Origin of the sequence: Brevibacterium atlanticum, assembly GCF_011617245.1 — a bacterium.
Classification (GTDB): domain Bacteria; phylum Actinomycetota; class Actinomycetes; order Actinomycetales; family Brevibacteriaceae; genus Brevibacterium; species Brevibacterium atlanticum.
On the sequence record NZ_CP050152.1, the window covers coordinates 2,298,971 to 2,313,194 of the forward strand.

The 14,224-nt window shown below is 68.5% G+C and carries 13 protein-coding genes; all 13 read right to left on the reverse strand.

Annotation, left to right across the window (positions count from 1 at the left end; genetic code table 11):
* Positions 1-6: 6 nt before the first annotated feature.
* Positions 7-270 carry a phosphoribosyl-ATP diphosphatase gene (locus GUY23_RS10320; protein ID WP_166972063.1) on the reverse strand — a complete coding sequence of 88 codons (264 nt, stop codon included), beginning with the start codon at positions 268-270 and terminating at the stop codon, positions 7-9.
* Between the two features lie 117 nt (positions 271-387).
* Complete coding sequence (locus tag GUY23_RS10325) at positions 388-1,053, reverse strand: nicotinamide mononucleotide transporter family protein (RefSeq protein WP_166972065.1); 666 nt, start codon at positions 1,051-1,053, stop codon at positions 388-390.
* A 48-nt stretch (positions 1,054-1,101) separates the two neighbouring features.
* Entirely contained in the window at positions 1,102-1,764 is a 663-nt protein-coding gene (gene rpe, locus GUY23_RS10330) for a ribulose-phosphate 3-epimerase (protein ID WP_166972067.1), read from the reverse strand.
* Positions 1,765-1,768: 4 nt separating this feature from the next.
* Positions 1,769-3,184 (reverse strand): RsmB/NOP family class I SAM-dependent RNA methyltransferase, encoded by a 1,416-nt coding sequence (locus tag GUY23_RS10335; protein WP_166972069.1) that lies wholly within the window; start codon positions 3,182-3,184, stop codon positions 1,769-1,771.
* Positions 3,185-3,189: 5 nt separating this feature from the next.
* On the reverse strand, positions 3,190-4,122 hold the full coding sequence (locus tag GUY23_RS10340; protein WP_166972071.1) for a methionyl-tRNA formyltransferase: 933 nt from the start codon (positions 4,120-4,122) through the stop codon (positions 3,190-3,192).
* 29 nt (positions 4,123-4,151) lie between these two features.
* Entirely contained in the window at positions 4,152-6,212 is a 2,061-nt protein-coding gene (locus GUY23_RS10345) for a primosomal protein N' family DNA-binding protein (protein WP_166972073.1), read from the reverse strand.
* 15 nt (positions 6,213-6,227) lie between these two features.
* A complete protein-coding gene (gene metK / locus GUY23_RS10350; protein WP_166972075.1) occupies positions 6,228-7,433 on the reverse strand; it encodes a methionine adenosyltransferase in 1,206 nt (401 codons plus the stop codon).
* Entirely contained in the window at positions 7,430-8,719 is a 1,290-nt protein-coding gene (gene coaBC, locus GUY23_RS10355) for a bifunctional phosphopantothenoylcysteine decarboxylase/phosphopantothenate--cysteine ligase CoaBC (protein WP_166972077.1), read from the reverse strand. Before coaBC ends, metK begins: the two co-directional genes overlap by 4 nt.
* The gene (gene rpoZ / locus GUY23_RS10360) at positions 8,716-9,051 is read right to left on the reverse strand and encodes a DNA-directed RNA polymerase subunit omega (RefSeq protein WP_228282204.1); all 336 of its coding nucleotides are present in this window, start codon (positions 9,049-9,051) and stop codon (positions 8,716-8,718) included. Before rpoZ ends, coaBC begins: the two co-directional genes overlap by 4 nt.
* Positions 9,052-9,063: 12 nt before the next feature.
* A complete protein-coding gene (gene gmk / locus GUY23_RS10365; RefSeq protein WP_166972081.1) occupies positions 9,064-9,627 on the reverse strand; it encodes a guanylate kinase in 564 nt (187 codons plus the stop codon).
* A 19-nt stretch (positions 9,628-9,646) separates the two neighbouring features.
* On the reverse strand, positions 9,647-9,958 hold the full coding sequence (mihF, locus tag GUY23_RS10370) for an integration host factor, actinobacterial type (protein WP_166972083.1): 312 nt from the start codon (positions 9,956-9,958) through the stop codon (positions 9,647-9,649).
* A gap of 132 nt (positions 9,959-10,090) precedes the next feature.
* Positions 10,091-10,948 carry an orotidine-5'-phosphate decarboxylase gene (gene pyrF, locus GUY23_RS10375; RefSeq protein WP_166972084.1) on the reverse strand — a complete coding sequence of 286 codons (858 nt, stop codon included), beginning with the start codon at positions 10,946-10,948 and terminating at the stop codon, positions 10,091-10,093.
* Positions 10,948-14,223: a carbamoyl-phosphate synthase large subunit gene (carB, locus tag GUY23_RS10380; protein ID WP_166972086.1), complete on the reverse strand. Its 3,276-nt coding sequence runs from the start codon at positions 14,221-14,223 to the stop codon at positions 10,948-10,950. The genes pyrF and carB overlap by 1 nt, the downstream gene beginning before the upstream one ends.
* Between the last annotated feature and the right edge of the window lies 1 nt (position 14,224).

The window sequence follows — 14,224 nt, forward strand, 5'->3', positions numbered from 1 at the left end:
GAGGTCTCAGAGATGGGTGTTGACGTCGTCGAGGCTGAGCCCCTTGGCGATCATCATCACCTGTACGTGGTAGAGGAGCTGGGAGATCTCGGAGGCGAGTTCCTCGCGGGATTCGTATTCGGCGGCCATCCACACCTCGGCGGCTTCCTCGACGACCTTCTTGCCGATCGCATGGACTCCGGCATCGAGTTCGGCCACGGTCTTCGAACCGGTCGGTCGATCGTGGGATTTCTGCAGGAGTTCGGCGTAGAGAGTCTCAAAGGTCTTCACCCGACCAGCCTAATGCATCTGTCCGAACCGAGGCATGTGGGGTCTCATGTTCCGAACGGTCGACGGGCAGTGCGGACTCAGTCGCTGCGCACTGGCCTCAGTCGCCGGGCACCGGTCTCAGTCGTCGGGGTCGCGGCCGATCTCGGTGGCCGAGCGGTGCGGGGCCGAGATCGTCTGCTTGGATCGCTTCGACCAGTCGAGGAGTCCGAGGACGACCATGACGAGGAAGATGAGGTAGACGACTCCGGAGAACACGAGTCCCCCGGCCACGGCCAGGGGGATCCCGACGAGATCGACGGCCAGCCAGACGAACCAGAACTCGACGATGGCCCGACCCTGGGCGTACATGGCTACGAGGGAGCCGATGAAGATGTAGGCGTCCGGGTACGGGTTCCACGACCAGCCGCCGAGGGCGAGGATCCATCCGAAGATGCCTGTGCCGATGAGCAGGGCCGCGAGCAGCAGACCCCGCTCCTTCCAGGTGGCCCACCGGACGATGACCTCACCGGAGGTCTCCTGCGACTTCTTCCACTGGGTCCAGCCCCAGACCGCGGCGACGATGATGACGACCTGCCGGGAGGCGTTGCCGCCGAGTCCGGCGGACACGCTGGCGGAGAAGAGGAGGATCGAGCCGAGGATCTGCACCGGCCAGGACAGGATGTTCCGGCGCAGGGCGAGCACCACCGTGGCCAGGGCGCAGATATTGCCGAACAGGTCGGAGTACGGCACGGGCTTGCCCAGCAGCTCGAAAGCGGGAGTGTTCAACCAGTCGAGCAGTTCCATCGGCGGCTCATTTCGGTCAGCGGGTCGACGGTCTCGACGCCGGGACGGTCAGTGGGTGTGGGCGGCGGCGAGTTCGCGCAGCTGCGCGATCGCTGACGCGGCGTCCTCGGCGCCGTAGACGGCGGAGCCGGCGACGAGGACGTCGGCGCCGGCGTCGACGACCCGGTCGATCGTTGCGGCGGAGACCCCGCCGTCGACCTGGAGGCGGATCTCGAGGCCCGAGGCGGAGATGGCTTCCCTGGTCCGAGCGATCTTCGGCAGGCACACGTCGAGGAACTTCTGTCCGCCGAAGCCGGGCTCGACGGTCATGATGAGGATCTGGTCGAACTCGCCGAGGAGGTCGACGAAGGGTTCGATCGGGGTCGCAGGCTTGAGCGCGAGGCTGGCCTTGGCACCGAGCTTCCGCAGTTCCCGGGCCAGGCGCACAGGTGCGGCGGCCGCCTCGGCGTGGAAGGTCACCGACGCGCAGCCGATCTCCGCGTACACGGGGGCGTTGCGGTCGGCGTCGGCGATCATGAGGTGGGCGTCGAGCGGGATCGGGGAGATCGCCTGGATGCGTTCGACCACCGGCGGGCCGAAGGTGAGGTTCGGCACGAAGTGGTTGTCCATCACGTCGATGTGGGCCATATCGGCGGTGCTGATCTTCTCCAGCTCTCCGCGCAGGTCGGAGAAGTCCGAGGACAGGATGGAGGGGTTGATGTCGATCGCCATGGGGTCATTTCGCCTTTCTCAGGAGAGCCAGGAACATTCCGTCGGTGTTGTGCAGGTGGGGCCAGAGCTGGGCGAAGCGTCCTTCGCCGCGGGTCACCGAGGCGAAGTCGGCCGCCGAGGCACCGGTGATCGTCTCGAGCACGCCCGGGGCGTCGAGGACCTCGACCTCTCCGCCGCCGGCTTTCGTCCGGGTGCGCAGCACCTCGTCGACGATGAGTACGGTCTCGGCATAGTGCGGTGAGCAGGTCGAGTAGGCCACCACTCCCCCGGGTGCGCAGGCATCGAGGGCTGAGGTGAGCAGTTCGCGCTGCAGACCGGTCAGCGCGGTGATGTCCGAGGGCTGCCGACGGTAGCGGGCCTCGGGGCGGCGGCGCAGCGCACCGAGCCCGGAACACGGCACGTCGACGAGCACCTTGGTGTAGGGCCCCTGGGCCGACCGGCCATCGCGGACCTCGGCGGTGACGTTGTGCAGTGCCTGGGTGGAGTCGCGGACGAGGTCGACACGGTGTTCGCTCGAGTCGAATGCGGCGAGCTGTGTCGACGCCTGCGCTGCCGCGGCGCCGAGGACGGCGGCCTTGCCTCCGGGGCCGGCGCACAGGTCGGCCCAGGTGCCCGCGGGGGCGTCGACCTGCGACAGCGCCAGGGCGACGAGTGCCGAACCTTCGTCCTGGACGCGGGCGCGCCCGTCGGCGACGGCCGGGACGTCCCGTGGGACTGCGGTCTCCAGGGTGACGCCGATGGGTGAGAGCGGAGTCGCCTCCCCGGGCAGGTCGGTGCGATCGATGAGTCCGGGCAGCGCGCTGACGCCGACCTTGGCCGCGGCATTGTCGGCGATGAGCAGGTCCTCGAGTTCGCCGGCGTTGCGTTCGTGCCCGCGCAGCGCCTGGGTCAGGGCGCGCACGATCCAGTCCGGGTGGGAGTGTTCGATGGCCAGGCGTTGGATGTCGGAGGTTCCGACGGTGACCCGGTCGAGCCATTCCTCGGGTGTCGTCTCGGAGATGCGTCGGAGCACCGCGTTGACGAATCCGGCGGTCTTCGGCGCCGAACGTTTGACCACGGAGACGGTCTCGGAGAGTGCCGCATGGTCGGGCACGCGCATGGACAGCAGCTGGTGCGCGCCGAGGCGCATCGCGGCCAGCGGTTCGGCGTCGATCTTCTCCACCGGTCGTTTCGCTGCGGTGGCGATGACGGCGTCGTAGAACTTCTGGCGGCGCAGCGCACCGTAGGTGAGTTCGGTGGTGAAGGCGGCGTCTTGGGCGTTCAGCCGGGTGCGGGCGAGCTTCGCCGGCAGCAGGAGGTTGGCGTACGCGTCCTTCGTCGCCACGTCGAGCAGCACCTCCCAGGCGATGCGGCGCGGCAGATTCTTGCCTTTGTGCGACTGGCCTCCACGGCCTGCGCCGGCGCCTGGTGTCTCAGCCATGCGTGTCATGCTCCCTGGTCGGTGATCTGGTCGAAGCGGATCTCGCCGTGTCCGCGCAGATAGTCCGCTGCGGACATCCGGGGTTTGCCGAAGGGCTGGATCCAGGCGACGTGCACCCAGCCGTCTCCGCAGCGCAGGACGGCCGCGGTGTGCTCAGTCCGCAGCGTGCCGGGTTCCGCGTCCGCGGTGATCTCGGGGGCCGGGGTGAGGCCGAAGAGCTTCGTTCGTCTGCCGTCGAGTTCCGCCCACGGGCCCGGGCTCGGGCTGGTGCCGCGGGCGCGGTCGATGACGCGGCCGGCGGGTTCGGTGAAGTCGAGGCGGGCGTCGGCGACGGTGATCTTCTCCGCGTGGCTCGCCTCCCCGGTCTGCGGAGTCTCCGTCGCGGTTCCCGCAGCGAGTTCGTCGAGCGCGGTGACGAGTTCGGGGGCGCCGCGACGTGCGTAGTCGTCGAGGGCGGCGGCGACATCCGGGTGGTCGAGCTCGAATTCGCGGCGGCGCAGCACGGGGCCGGTGTCCATGCCTTCGTCGATCCTGAACACGCTCACTCCGCTGCGGGTCACGCCGTCGATGAGGGCGCGTTGGACGGGGGCCGCGCCGCGGTAGTGCGGCAGCAGTGAGAAGTGGAGGTTGAACCAGCCGAGTCGGGCGGTGGCCAGTGCCGCGGGTCCGGCGATGGCGCCGAAGGCGACGACGGCCACGGCGTCGATGTCGAGTCCGCGCAGTGTGGTGATGACGTCTCCGCGCAGTCGGTCGGCTTCGATGACGTCGAGTCCGAGTTCGAGGGCGCGGGTCTTCACCGGTGAGGGCGTGAGGATGCGCTTGCGACCCACCGGCGCATCGGGGCGGGTGAGGACCGCACGGATGCGGTGCTCGGATTCGGCCAGGGCCTCAAGGGCCGGCACTGCGACATCCGGGGTTCCGGCGAAGACGATATCCACCCCACGGATTCTACTGGTTCGCGCAGCGCTCACAGTGACCGGGGATCGTCGATGCGGATGCGGACCTGCGGCTGCTTCTTCGCCGACCGTGCGGCGGTGATCTCCGCGGCCCTGACGCCGACGCGGTCCCCGGCCGAGATCGGGTAGGCCCCGACGCATCGCTGACCGCCCTCCGTCTCGTCGCGCAGCAGCTCCTCGACCTCACCGAGTTCGCTCAGCACCGTATCGATGTCGGCCCCGGTCCCGGTGAGTTCGATGATGCGCCGGTAGGGCGGGAAGCCCAGCGCCCGGCGGTCGGCGAGCTGACGGGACATGAATGTGACGGGGTCGAAGGCGGTGAGCGTGGAGCGGATGAGTTCGTCCTCGTCGCCGAGGTAGACGACCCCGCCCTGCTCCCGTGAGCGGACGAGGGCGGCCGCGCGGAGCCGGCGGACGACGCTGTCGTCGATCGAGCGCATCCAGGGTCCCGGCCACAGGGAGTCGAGCAGGATCGCGGCGGCGTAGCCGCCGAGCACATAGGGTTCGGCCCCGGTGGTGGCGACGACGAGGCGCGGCGTCTCGTCGAGGACGGTGGCAATGTCGTCGCCACCGGATTCGACGATCTCGGTGTCCGGCAGCGCACGGCGCAGCTCTTCGACTGTGCGTGCGCGGCCGCGCACGATCGAGCGCACCTGGTGCGAGCGGCACCTCGAGCAGGTGAATTCCTCAGCGTGGTAGCCGCAGGAGCGGCAGGCGAAGGGCCCGACCTCGGACTGGGTGGTCAGCGTCGCTTGGCAGCGGGGGCAGCGGGCCACCTCCTGGCAGCGTGCACAGGCGAAGACCGGGTAGTACCCGGATCGGGGAACCTGGACGAGGACGGGTCCGGGCACCCCGCCGTCGCGGGGTCGCGGGTGCAGCGCTGTGCGCATGATCTGCCATGCCCGGCTCGGGATCCGCTGCCAGGCGAAGGGGTCGCGGTCTTCGTCGGGGACGAAGACGACGGGGGCCGCGCGGCGGCGGAGGGGGCCTCCAGGGGTGAGGTCGGCCAGCCAGCCGATCTCGACGAGTCGCTGCACCTCGGCGCTGCGGTCGGTGGAGACGAAGAGCAGCTCGGTGTCCTCGATCGTCGACCGCAGCAGGCTGACCTCGCGTGCGTGCGGGTACGGCGCGTGCTGGTCGAGGTAGTTCCGGTTGGCATCGTCGGTGCAGATGATGAGGCCCAGATCCTTCACCGGCGCGAAGGCCGCGGCCCGGGTGCCGATGGTGATCCGGGTGTGGCCGTAGAGTCCGCGCAGCCAGGACTGCCAACGCTGCTCGGGTGACTGGTCGGCGCTGAGTACGCCCACTTCGGCGATGCCCGCGGCGGTGAGGCCGGCGCGCAGCACGCTCAGTTCCCGATGGTCGGGCACGAGCCAGAGCACGCCGCGTCCGGCCTCCAGATGGGGCCGAGCCGCGCTCAGGCCGGCCCGGATCCAGCTCAGCCCGGGCGTGATTCCGGGGGTGACTGCCAGGGCGCGGCGCCGAGGCGGCGGTGCGGTGCCGTGGTCGACGTCGGTGTCCGCGTCGGCGATCCACTGCCCGAAGCGTTCGAGCAGGGGTTCGTTCCCGTCGGCAGAGATGTCCTCGTCGGCTGGGCCGTCGACATCCGAGGTGTCTTCGGCGCCGGGGTCGCCGACTTCGGCGCGTGCCTTCTCAGCCTTGAGCACGGCCTTCTCGCCGCGGGCGTGGCGGGGAGGAACGGCGAGTCGGAGGACGTCGGCCAGGGTTCCGCCGTAGCGGCGGGCGGTGGCCTCGCACAGTGCGAGCAGATCGGAGCCGAGCACCTGGACCGGGCCGCTCACCCGCTGGAGCGTCGCGAGGGGTCCGAGATGGTCGGAGGACTCGACGCGTTCGAGCAGGTACCCGTCACGCAGCCGGCCGGCGAATCTCACCCGCACCCGCACTCCGGGCAGGGCTGCCTCGGCGAGCTTCTCCGGCACGGCGTAGTCGAACACACGCGCGAGGTGCGGCACCGGATGGTCGATGAGCACGCGGGCGACGGGGGCGTTCGCCGCGACCGGGACCTGCCCCTCGGCGGAGGTGCCGGTGTCGATCGGGAGGGGTTCGTCCACGCAGGCGACCCGAGCTCAGTGCGAGGACACGGCGCGCACGAGGTCGTCGGTGCGGTCCGTGGCCTCCCAGGTGAAGGCCGGCAGCTCCCGCCCGAAGTGACCGTAGGTCGCTGTCTGCAGGTAGATGGGTCGGAGCAGGTCGAGTTCCTGGATGATCATGGCCGGACGGAGGTCGAAGACCTCGCGGATGGCCGCGGAGATCGCGTTGGGGTCGACCTTCTCAGTGCCGAAGGTCTCGACGTAGAGGCCCATCGGATCGACGCGGCCGATGGCGTAGGACACCTGCACCTCGGCTCGGTCGGCGAGTCCGGCGGCGACGATGTTCTTCGCCACCCAGCGCATCGCATAGGCGGCCGACCGGTCGACCTTCGAGGGATCCTTGCCGGAGAAGGCGCCGCCGCCGTGACGGGAGAATCCGCCGTAGGTGTCGACGATGATCTTGCGTCCGGTCAGGCCCGCGTCGCCCATCGGCCCGCCCGTGACGAACGGACCGGCCGGATTGATGTGGACGTTCGTCCCGGACGTGTCGAGACCGGAGCCCGAGATCACCGGGTCGATGACGAGTTCCCTGATCTCGGTGTGCAGCTGCGACTGGCTGACATCGGCCGAATGCTGGGTGGAGACGACGACGTTCTCGATCGAGACTGCTTCGTTGCCGTCGTAGCCCAGCGTCAGCTGCGTCTTCCCGTCGGGCCGCAGATAGTCCAGTCGACCGGACTTGCGGACCGCGGAGAGCTGCTCGGCCATCCGCGAGGCCAGGTGGATCGGCAGCGGCATGAGCACATCGGTGGAGTTGTCCGCGTAGCCGAACATCAGACCCTGGTCCCCGGCGCCGAGGCTGGTGCCGTGGTCCTCGGATGCGACGGCCTCGCGGAAGTCCAGCGGGTTCGTCACTCCGGAGTGGATGTCAGTGGACTGGCTGCCGATGGACACGGAGACGCCGCAGGAGTGGCCGTCGAAGCCGGTGTCCGAGGAGTCGTAGCCGATGCCGGTGATGAGGCTGCGCACGATGCCGGCGACATCGGCATAGGCGGCGGTGTTGACCTCACCGGCGACGTGGACGAGTCCGGTGGTGACCATCGTCTCGACGGCCACCTTCGCGTTGGGGTCCTGGGAGAGCAGGTCATCGAGCACCGCATCGCTGATCTGGTCGCAGATCTTGTCGGGGTGTCCCTCGGTGACGGACTCGGATGAGAAGTAGCGGAGATTTTTTTGAGTCACGTCGTCGATTCTACGTGGGCGAACTGGTCGGTCAGGGCGGCGATGACCTTTTGTGAAACATGGTCCTTCGTGCCGCGGAATTCCTCCCCGACGTTCGTTCGGCCGTCGCTGGAGGCGATGATCCGGATGGCGGTGTCGTCGTGGCCGAAGGCGCGGTCGTCCGAGACGTCGTTGAACACCAGCAGGTCGGCGCCCTTGCGCTCGAACTTCGCCTTGGCATAGTCGAGCGCCGAGGTGGTCCGATCCCCGGTCTCGGCGGCGAAACCGACGATGAGCTGGGTGCCGCTGCGGTCGTCGACGAGTCCTCGGAGGACGTCGGGGTTCTGCTGCAGCTGCAGGGTCAGTCCCTCGTGCCCGGTCTTCTTCAGCTTCGAGTCGGTGGCCTCCACCGGACGGTAGTCGGCCACGGCCGCGGCCATGATGAGGGCGTCGGCGTCGGGCTGTGCCCGGCGCATCGCCGCCTGGAGCTCGTGCGTTGACTCGACCGGGGTGACGACAATGCTCTCCGGCAGTCCGGTGAGCAGACCGGAGTCGATGTTGGCCGCGACGAGTTCGACGTCCGCTCCGGCGGCGTGGGCGGCCTTGGCCAGAGCGATGCCCTGCTTGCCCGAGGAGCGGTTGCCGAGGAAACGCACCGGATCGATGGCCTCACGGGTGCCGCCGGCGCTGATGACGATGCGCCGACCGGACAGATCCCCTGCCGACGAGACCGGGGTGTCTGAGACGCGGCGTGCGGATGCGCTCGGGTCCTCGCCGAGGCTGCCGTCCTTGACGGACAGAGCGAAGTCGACGATGTCCTCGGGTTCGGGCAGACGGCCAGGGCCGGAATCGGGTCCGGTCAGGCGTCCGACAGCGGGGTCGAGGACGTGGATGCCGCGGGAGCGCAGCGTGGCGACATTGGACTGTGTGGCAGGGTTGAGCCACATCTCGGTGTGCATGGCCGGGGCCACGACCACCTCGGCGGTGGTGGTGAGCACGGTGGCGGTGAGCAGATCATCGGCGATTCCGGCGGTGATCTTCGCGAGGATGTTCGCGGTCGCCGGAGCGATAATGACGAGTTCGGCCTCCTGCCCGATGCGGACATGGTTGACCGATTCGACCTCGTCGAAGACGTCGGTGCTCACGGACTGACCGGAGAGGGCTTCGAACGTGGGTGCGCCGACGAAGTCGAGAGCATGGGCCGTGGGCACGACCTTGACGCTGTGGTCGAGTTCCCGGAGTCGCCGGATGATGTGCGCGGCCTTGTAGGCGGCGATCCCACCGGCGACGCCGAGTACGATTCTCACTGGTCGCTGAAGTCGATCGCGCCGTCGTTGCTCACGGGTGCAGGCTGCTCGGCCTCGGGTGCGGCCCGGACGAAGTCGGCCTCGGAGAGCTCACGGGCGACGATCTTCGACTCGTTGACCTCACGCAGAGCGATCGACAGCGGCTTCTCGTTGGTGCCGGGCGTCACGAGCGGACCGACGTTCTCGAGCAGTCCCTCCTGCAGCTGGGCGTAGTAGGAGTTGATCTGGCGGGCACGCTTGGCCGCGATCGAGACGAGTTCGTACTTCGATCCGGTGACGCTGAGCAGATCGTCGATCGGAGGATTGGTGATGCCTTCGGGCTGTGCGGGCAAGGAGATTCCCATCTAATCGGAGGTGGAGATACCCATCAATGATAGGAGTTCTTCGGCCGCAGTGCGAACGTGGTCGTTGACGATGGTGACGTCGAACTCGGATTCGGCAGCGAGTTCGCGCTTCGCCGTGGCCAGTCGCCGCTGCTGTTCCTCCTCGGTTTCGGTCCCGCGTCCAGTGAGTCGGGACACGAGTTCCGCCCAGCTGGGAGGGGCGAGGAAGACGAACAGGGCATCCGGCATCTTCTCTTTGACCTGGCGGGCGCCCTGCAGATCGATCTCGAGCAGGCTCGGGACCCCCTCGGCGAGTCGCTCCCGCACCGGCGCGGCCGGGGTGCCGTAGCGGTGTCGTCCGTGCACGACCGCGTATTCGAGCAGCTCACCGTCGGCGATGAGGGCGTCGAAGGCGTCATCGGTGAGGAAGTGATAGTGGACACCATCGACCTCGCCGGGCCGCCTCGGCCGCGTCGTTGCAGACACGGAGAACCAGACCTCGGGGTGGTTCTGCCGTATGTAGCTGCTGATGGTGCCTTTTCCGACGGCGGTCGGACCCGCGAGGACAGTGAGTCGATTGTTCACAGACCCGAGGTTGTCACACTCAGGAGTATTTCTCCAACAGGGCGGACTTCTGATGCACGCCCAAGCCCTTGATCCGCCGCGAGGTGGCGATGCCGACCTCGTCCATCGCGGCTTCGGCTCGACGGTCTCCGACACCGGGCAGGGCCCGCAGCAGATCGATCACGCGCATCTTTGCGAGTGCCTCATCGTCTGCGGCCTTCTTGAGCACGGCGGCGAGATCGGTTTGACCGTTCTTCAGCGCCGTCTTGACTTCGGCTCGCGCCTGACGTGCCTGGAACGCTTTGTCCAGAGCAGCGGAACGCTGTTGCGGGGTCAACGGTTCGAGTGCCACATTATCTCCTCTGTCACCATGAACGGGCAGGTAGGGAAGTTGTCTCAGTCTAAGACACAATCCCCGCAGAGATGGGCAATGAGGAGAATAAAACTCCCGATGCACCGGAAATTCACCCCGGTCGACCCGGACTCAACTCTCCGCGGTCAGCGCGCGGTTGAGTTCGTCCGCGGCTGCAGCCAGTCCCTCGGGCCCGGCCCCGAGGACCGCCCGGGATGCGGTGGCGAGCACCTGCCCGGAGGCCAGCGCCGCCTGCCCGAAGACGTCTCTCAACTCGTGGACCCCCGCTCCCTGTGCCCCGACGCCGGGAGCCAGGATCGGACCGCCGCAGGCGCCGAGATCGACCCCGAGGTCACGGGCGGCCGAGCCGATGGTCGCACCGACGACGAGGCCGAACGGGCCGAGCCCTGCCGACTCCCGGCCCGCCTCGGCGAGGGCGGCGGCATTGCGGTCGGCGACCTGGGAGACGATCTGCCCGGCCACGGAGTCGCCGGACCCCCCGGCGTGCTGGACCTGCCTGCCCTCCGGATTCGAGGTCAGCGCGAGGACGAACACTCCCCGTTCGTGGGCGGCGGCGAGTTCGAACGCGGGTTCGAGCGCACCGAGGCCGAGGAACGGTGAGACGGTGATCGAATCCGCCGCCAGCGCCGAGGCGGGATCGAGGTACGCCTTCGCGTAGGCCCCCATCGTCGATCCGATGTCCCCGCGCTTGATGTCGAGGACGGTGAGGATTCCCGCGTCCGCGGCCGCGGCCAGGGTCTCTTCGAGCGCTGCGACCCCGGCCGAACCGTACTGTTCGAAGAATGCCGACTGAGGTTTGACCGCGGCGACGCGTCCTTTCAGCTCGCTGATCGCGCGGAGGGCGAACTCCCGCACCCCGGCCGCCGTCGCCGGCAGACCCCAGGACTCGAGCAGGTGCTCGTGGGGGTCGATGCCCACGCACAGCGGACCGTGTGCGGCCATCGCGGCTGCCAAGCGCTCACCGAACATCAGGCGCTCCAATCCTGGAGGCTGCGGACGTCGAACTTCTCGTCCCTGACCACTTCGAGCGAGGTCACGGCGGCCGCGAACTCGGCGAGGGTGGTGATCAGCGGCACGGAGTTCGCGGTGGCGGCGGCACGGATCTCGTAGCCGTCGGCACGCTCCTGGCGGCCCGAGGGCACGTTGATGACCATGTCGATGGTGCCCGCGGTGAGGTAGTCGATGACCGTGCGGTCCTCGGCGTCGGCCTCGAAGTGCTTGTGCACCTGGGTGGTCGGAATCCCGTAGCGGGAGAGCACGGCCGCGGTGCCGGTGGTGGCGACGACGTCGAAGCCCATGTCGACGAGGCGTTTGACCGGCAGGACCATGGCCCGCTTGTCCCGGTCGGCCACGGACACGAACACGGTGCCCGAGGTCGGCAGCTTCACCGACGCCCCGAGCAGGCCCTTGGCGAAAGCGGTCGGGAAGTCGCGGTCGATGCCCATGACCTCACCGGTCGAGCGCATCTCCGGGCCGAGCACCGAGTCGACGATCTTGCCTTCGACGGTGGTGAACCGGCGGAACGGCAGAACCGCCTCCTTGACGGCGATGGGCTGCTCGAGGCCCAGGGTGGAGCCGTCGCCCGAGGCCGCCAGCAGATGACCGCGCAGATCCTCGATCGTCCGACCCACGGCGATGAGCGCGGCCGCCTTCGCCAACTGGGTCGAGGTGGCCTTCGAGACGAAGGGCACGGTGCGGGAGGCCCGCGGGTTGGCCTCGATGACGTGGAGGACGTCGGCGGCGATGGCGAACTGGATGTTGAGCAGACCGCGCACGCTCACACCTTCGGCGATGGCCGCGGTGGCCTGCCGGACGCGTTCGAGCACGTCCTCGCCCAGGGTCAGCGAGGGCAGCACGCAGGCCGAGTCGCCGGAGTGGATGCCGGCTTCCTCGATGTGCTCCATGATGCCGCCGATGTAGACCTCCGATCCGTCGTAGAGGGCGTCGACATCGATCTCGATGGCGTCTTCCAAGAACCTGTCGACGAGGACGGGGCGGTCGACGGAGATCTCCGTGGCCGTGGCCATGTAGTCGAAGAGCTGTGTGCGGTCGTAGACGATCTGCATTCCACGTCCGCCGAGGACATAGGAGGGGCGCACGAGCACGGGGTAGCCGATGGACTCGGCGATGTCCGCGGCCTCGGCGGCGGTCACGCCGGTGCCGTGCTTCGGTGCGGTGAGTCCGGCGCGGTCGAGGACCGCTCCGAACTCGCCGCGGTCCTCGGCCAGGTCGATGGCCTCGGGCTGGGTGCCGAGGACGGGCACGCCGGCGGCCTTGAGCTTGTCCGCGAGCCCCAGCGGCGTCTGTCCGCCCAGGGTGCACACGACGCCGAGGACCTCACCGGCGGCGAGCTCGGCGTGGTAGACCTCCATGACGTCTTCGAACGTCAGGGGTTCGAAGTAGAGGCGGTCGGCGGTGTCGTAGTCGGTCGAGACGGTCTCCGGGTTGCAGTTGACCATGACCGTCTCGAAGTCCGCCGAGGCGATCGCCATGGTCGCGTGCACACACGAGTAGTCGAACTCGATTCCCTGGCCGATCCGATTGGGTCCGGAGCCGAGGATGATCACGGCCGGTCGCGTTCGCGGAGCGACCTCGGTCTCGTCGTCGTAGCTCGAGTAGTGGTAAGGGGTGTGGGCCTCGAACTCTCCCGCGCAGGTGTCGACGGTCTTGAACACCGGACGCACGCGCAGGGCGCGGCGGATGCCGGTGACGACGTCCGTGTCCAGGCTGCGCAGTCGGGCGATCTGCTCATCGGAGAAGCCGTGGCGCTTCGCGATGCGCAGCAGCTGCGCGTCGAGTTCCTCGGCATCGCGGACGTGGGCGGCGGCCTCGTTGATGAGCTGGATCTGGTCGAGGTACCAGGGGTCGATCTCGCAGGCGTCGAAGACCTCGGCGGGGCTCAGCCCGGCGGCCAGTCCCCGCTGCACGGAGTGGAGGCGGTCCGCGGTGGCATGGGAGATCGCCTCGAGGACGGATTCGCGCACATCCTCGTCGCTGACGTCGGGCAGGTCGTCCCACCCGAACGAGGAGTCCTTCTGTTCGAGAGAGCGCATCGCCTTCTGCAGCGCGGTGGTGAAGTTGCGGCCCAAGGCCATGACCTCGCCGACGGATTTCATCGTCGTCGTCAGCGTCGGGTCGGCGGCGGGGAACTTCTCGAAGGTGAAGCGCGGGATCTTCACGACCACATAGTCCAGGGTCGGTTCGAAGCTGGCCGGGGTAACCTTCGTGATGTCGTTGGGGATCTCGTCGAGGGAGTATCCCACCGCGAGCTTCGCAGCCATCTTCGCGATCGGGAAGCCAGTGGCCTTCGAGGCCAGTGCCGAGGAGCGGGAGACGCGCGGGTTCATCTCGATGGTGACGATGCGACCGGTTGCCGGGTCGACGGCGAACTGGATGTTGCAGCCGCCGGTGTCGACGCCCACGGCGCGGATGATGGCGATGCCGATGTCGCGCATCTCCTGGTATTCGCGGTCAGTCAGGGTCAGGGCGGGTGCCACGGTGATCGAGTCACCGGTGTGCACGCCGACGGGGTCGACGTTCTCGATCGAGCACACGACGACGACGTTGTCCTTGTTGTCGCGCATGAGTTCGAGCTCGTACTCCTTCCACCCGAGGATGGACTCCTCGAGGAGGACCTCGTGGGTGATGGAGTCGGACAGGCCGGCGCCGGCGATGCGGCGCAGGTCGGCTTCGTCGTAGGCCATGCCCGAGCCGAGGCCGCCCATCGTGAACGAGGGGCGGACGACGACGGGGTAGCTGAGCTCCTCGGCGGCGGCGATCGCCTCGTCGAGGGTGTGGCAGATCGCGGAGCGGGCCACCTCGGCGCCGCATTCCTCGGCGATGTCCTTGAACTTCTGCCGGTCCTCACCGCGCTGGATGGCGTCGACGTCGGCACCGATGAGTTCGACCCCGTATTTCTCGAGCACACCCGCGTCGTGGAGGGCGATGGCCGCGTTGAGCGCGGTCTGACCGCCGAGGGTCGGCAACAGCGCGTCGGGGCGTTCCTTCTCGATGATGGTCTCGATCACCTGCGGGTCGATGGGCTCGACATAGGTGGCGTCGGCGATGTCGGGATCGGTCATGATCGTCGCCGGGTTCGAGTTGATGAGGATGACGCGCAGGCCCTCGGACCGCAGCACGCGGCAGGCCTGGGTGCCCGAGTAGTCGAATTCGCAGGCCTGGCCGATGACGATCGGGCCGGAGCCGATGACGAGGACGGATTTGAGGTCGTGTCTCAGTGGCATG

Excerpts from the sequence above, each read along its gene's own strand:
- GUY23_RS10325 (WP_166972065.1), bottom strand. The coding sequence starts at position 1,053 with ATGGAACTGCTCGACTGGTTGAACACTCCCGCTTTCGAGCTGCTGGGC.
- rpe (WP_166972067.1), bottom strand. The coding sequence starts at position 1,764 with ATGGCGATCGACATCAACCCCTCCATCCTGTCCTCGGACTTCTCCGAC.
- GUY23_RS10335 (WP_166972069.1), bottom strand. The coding sequence starts at position 3,184 with ATGGCTGAGACACCAGGCGCCGGCGCAGGCCGTGGAGGCCAGTCGCAC.
- pyrF (WP_166972084.1), bottom strand. The coding sequence starts at position 10,948 with ATGTTCGGTGAGCGCTTGGCAGCCGCGATGGCCGCACACGGTCCGCTG.
- carB (WP_166972086.1), bottom strand. The coding sequence starts at position 14,223 with ATGCCACTGAGACACGACCTCAAATCCGTCCTCGTCATCGGCTCCGGC.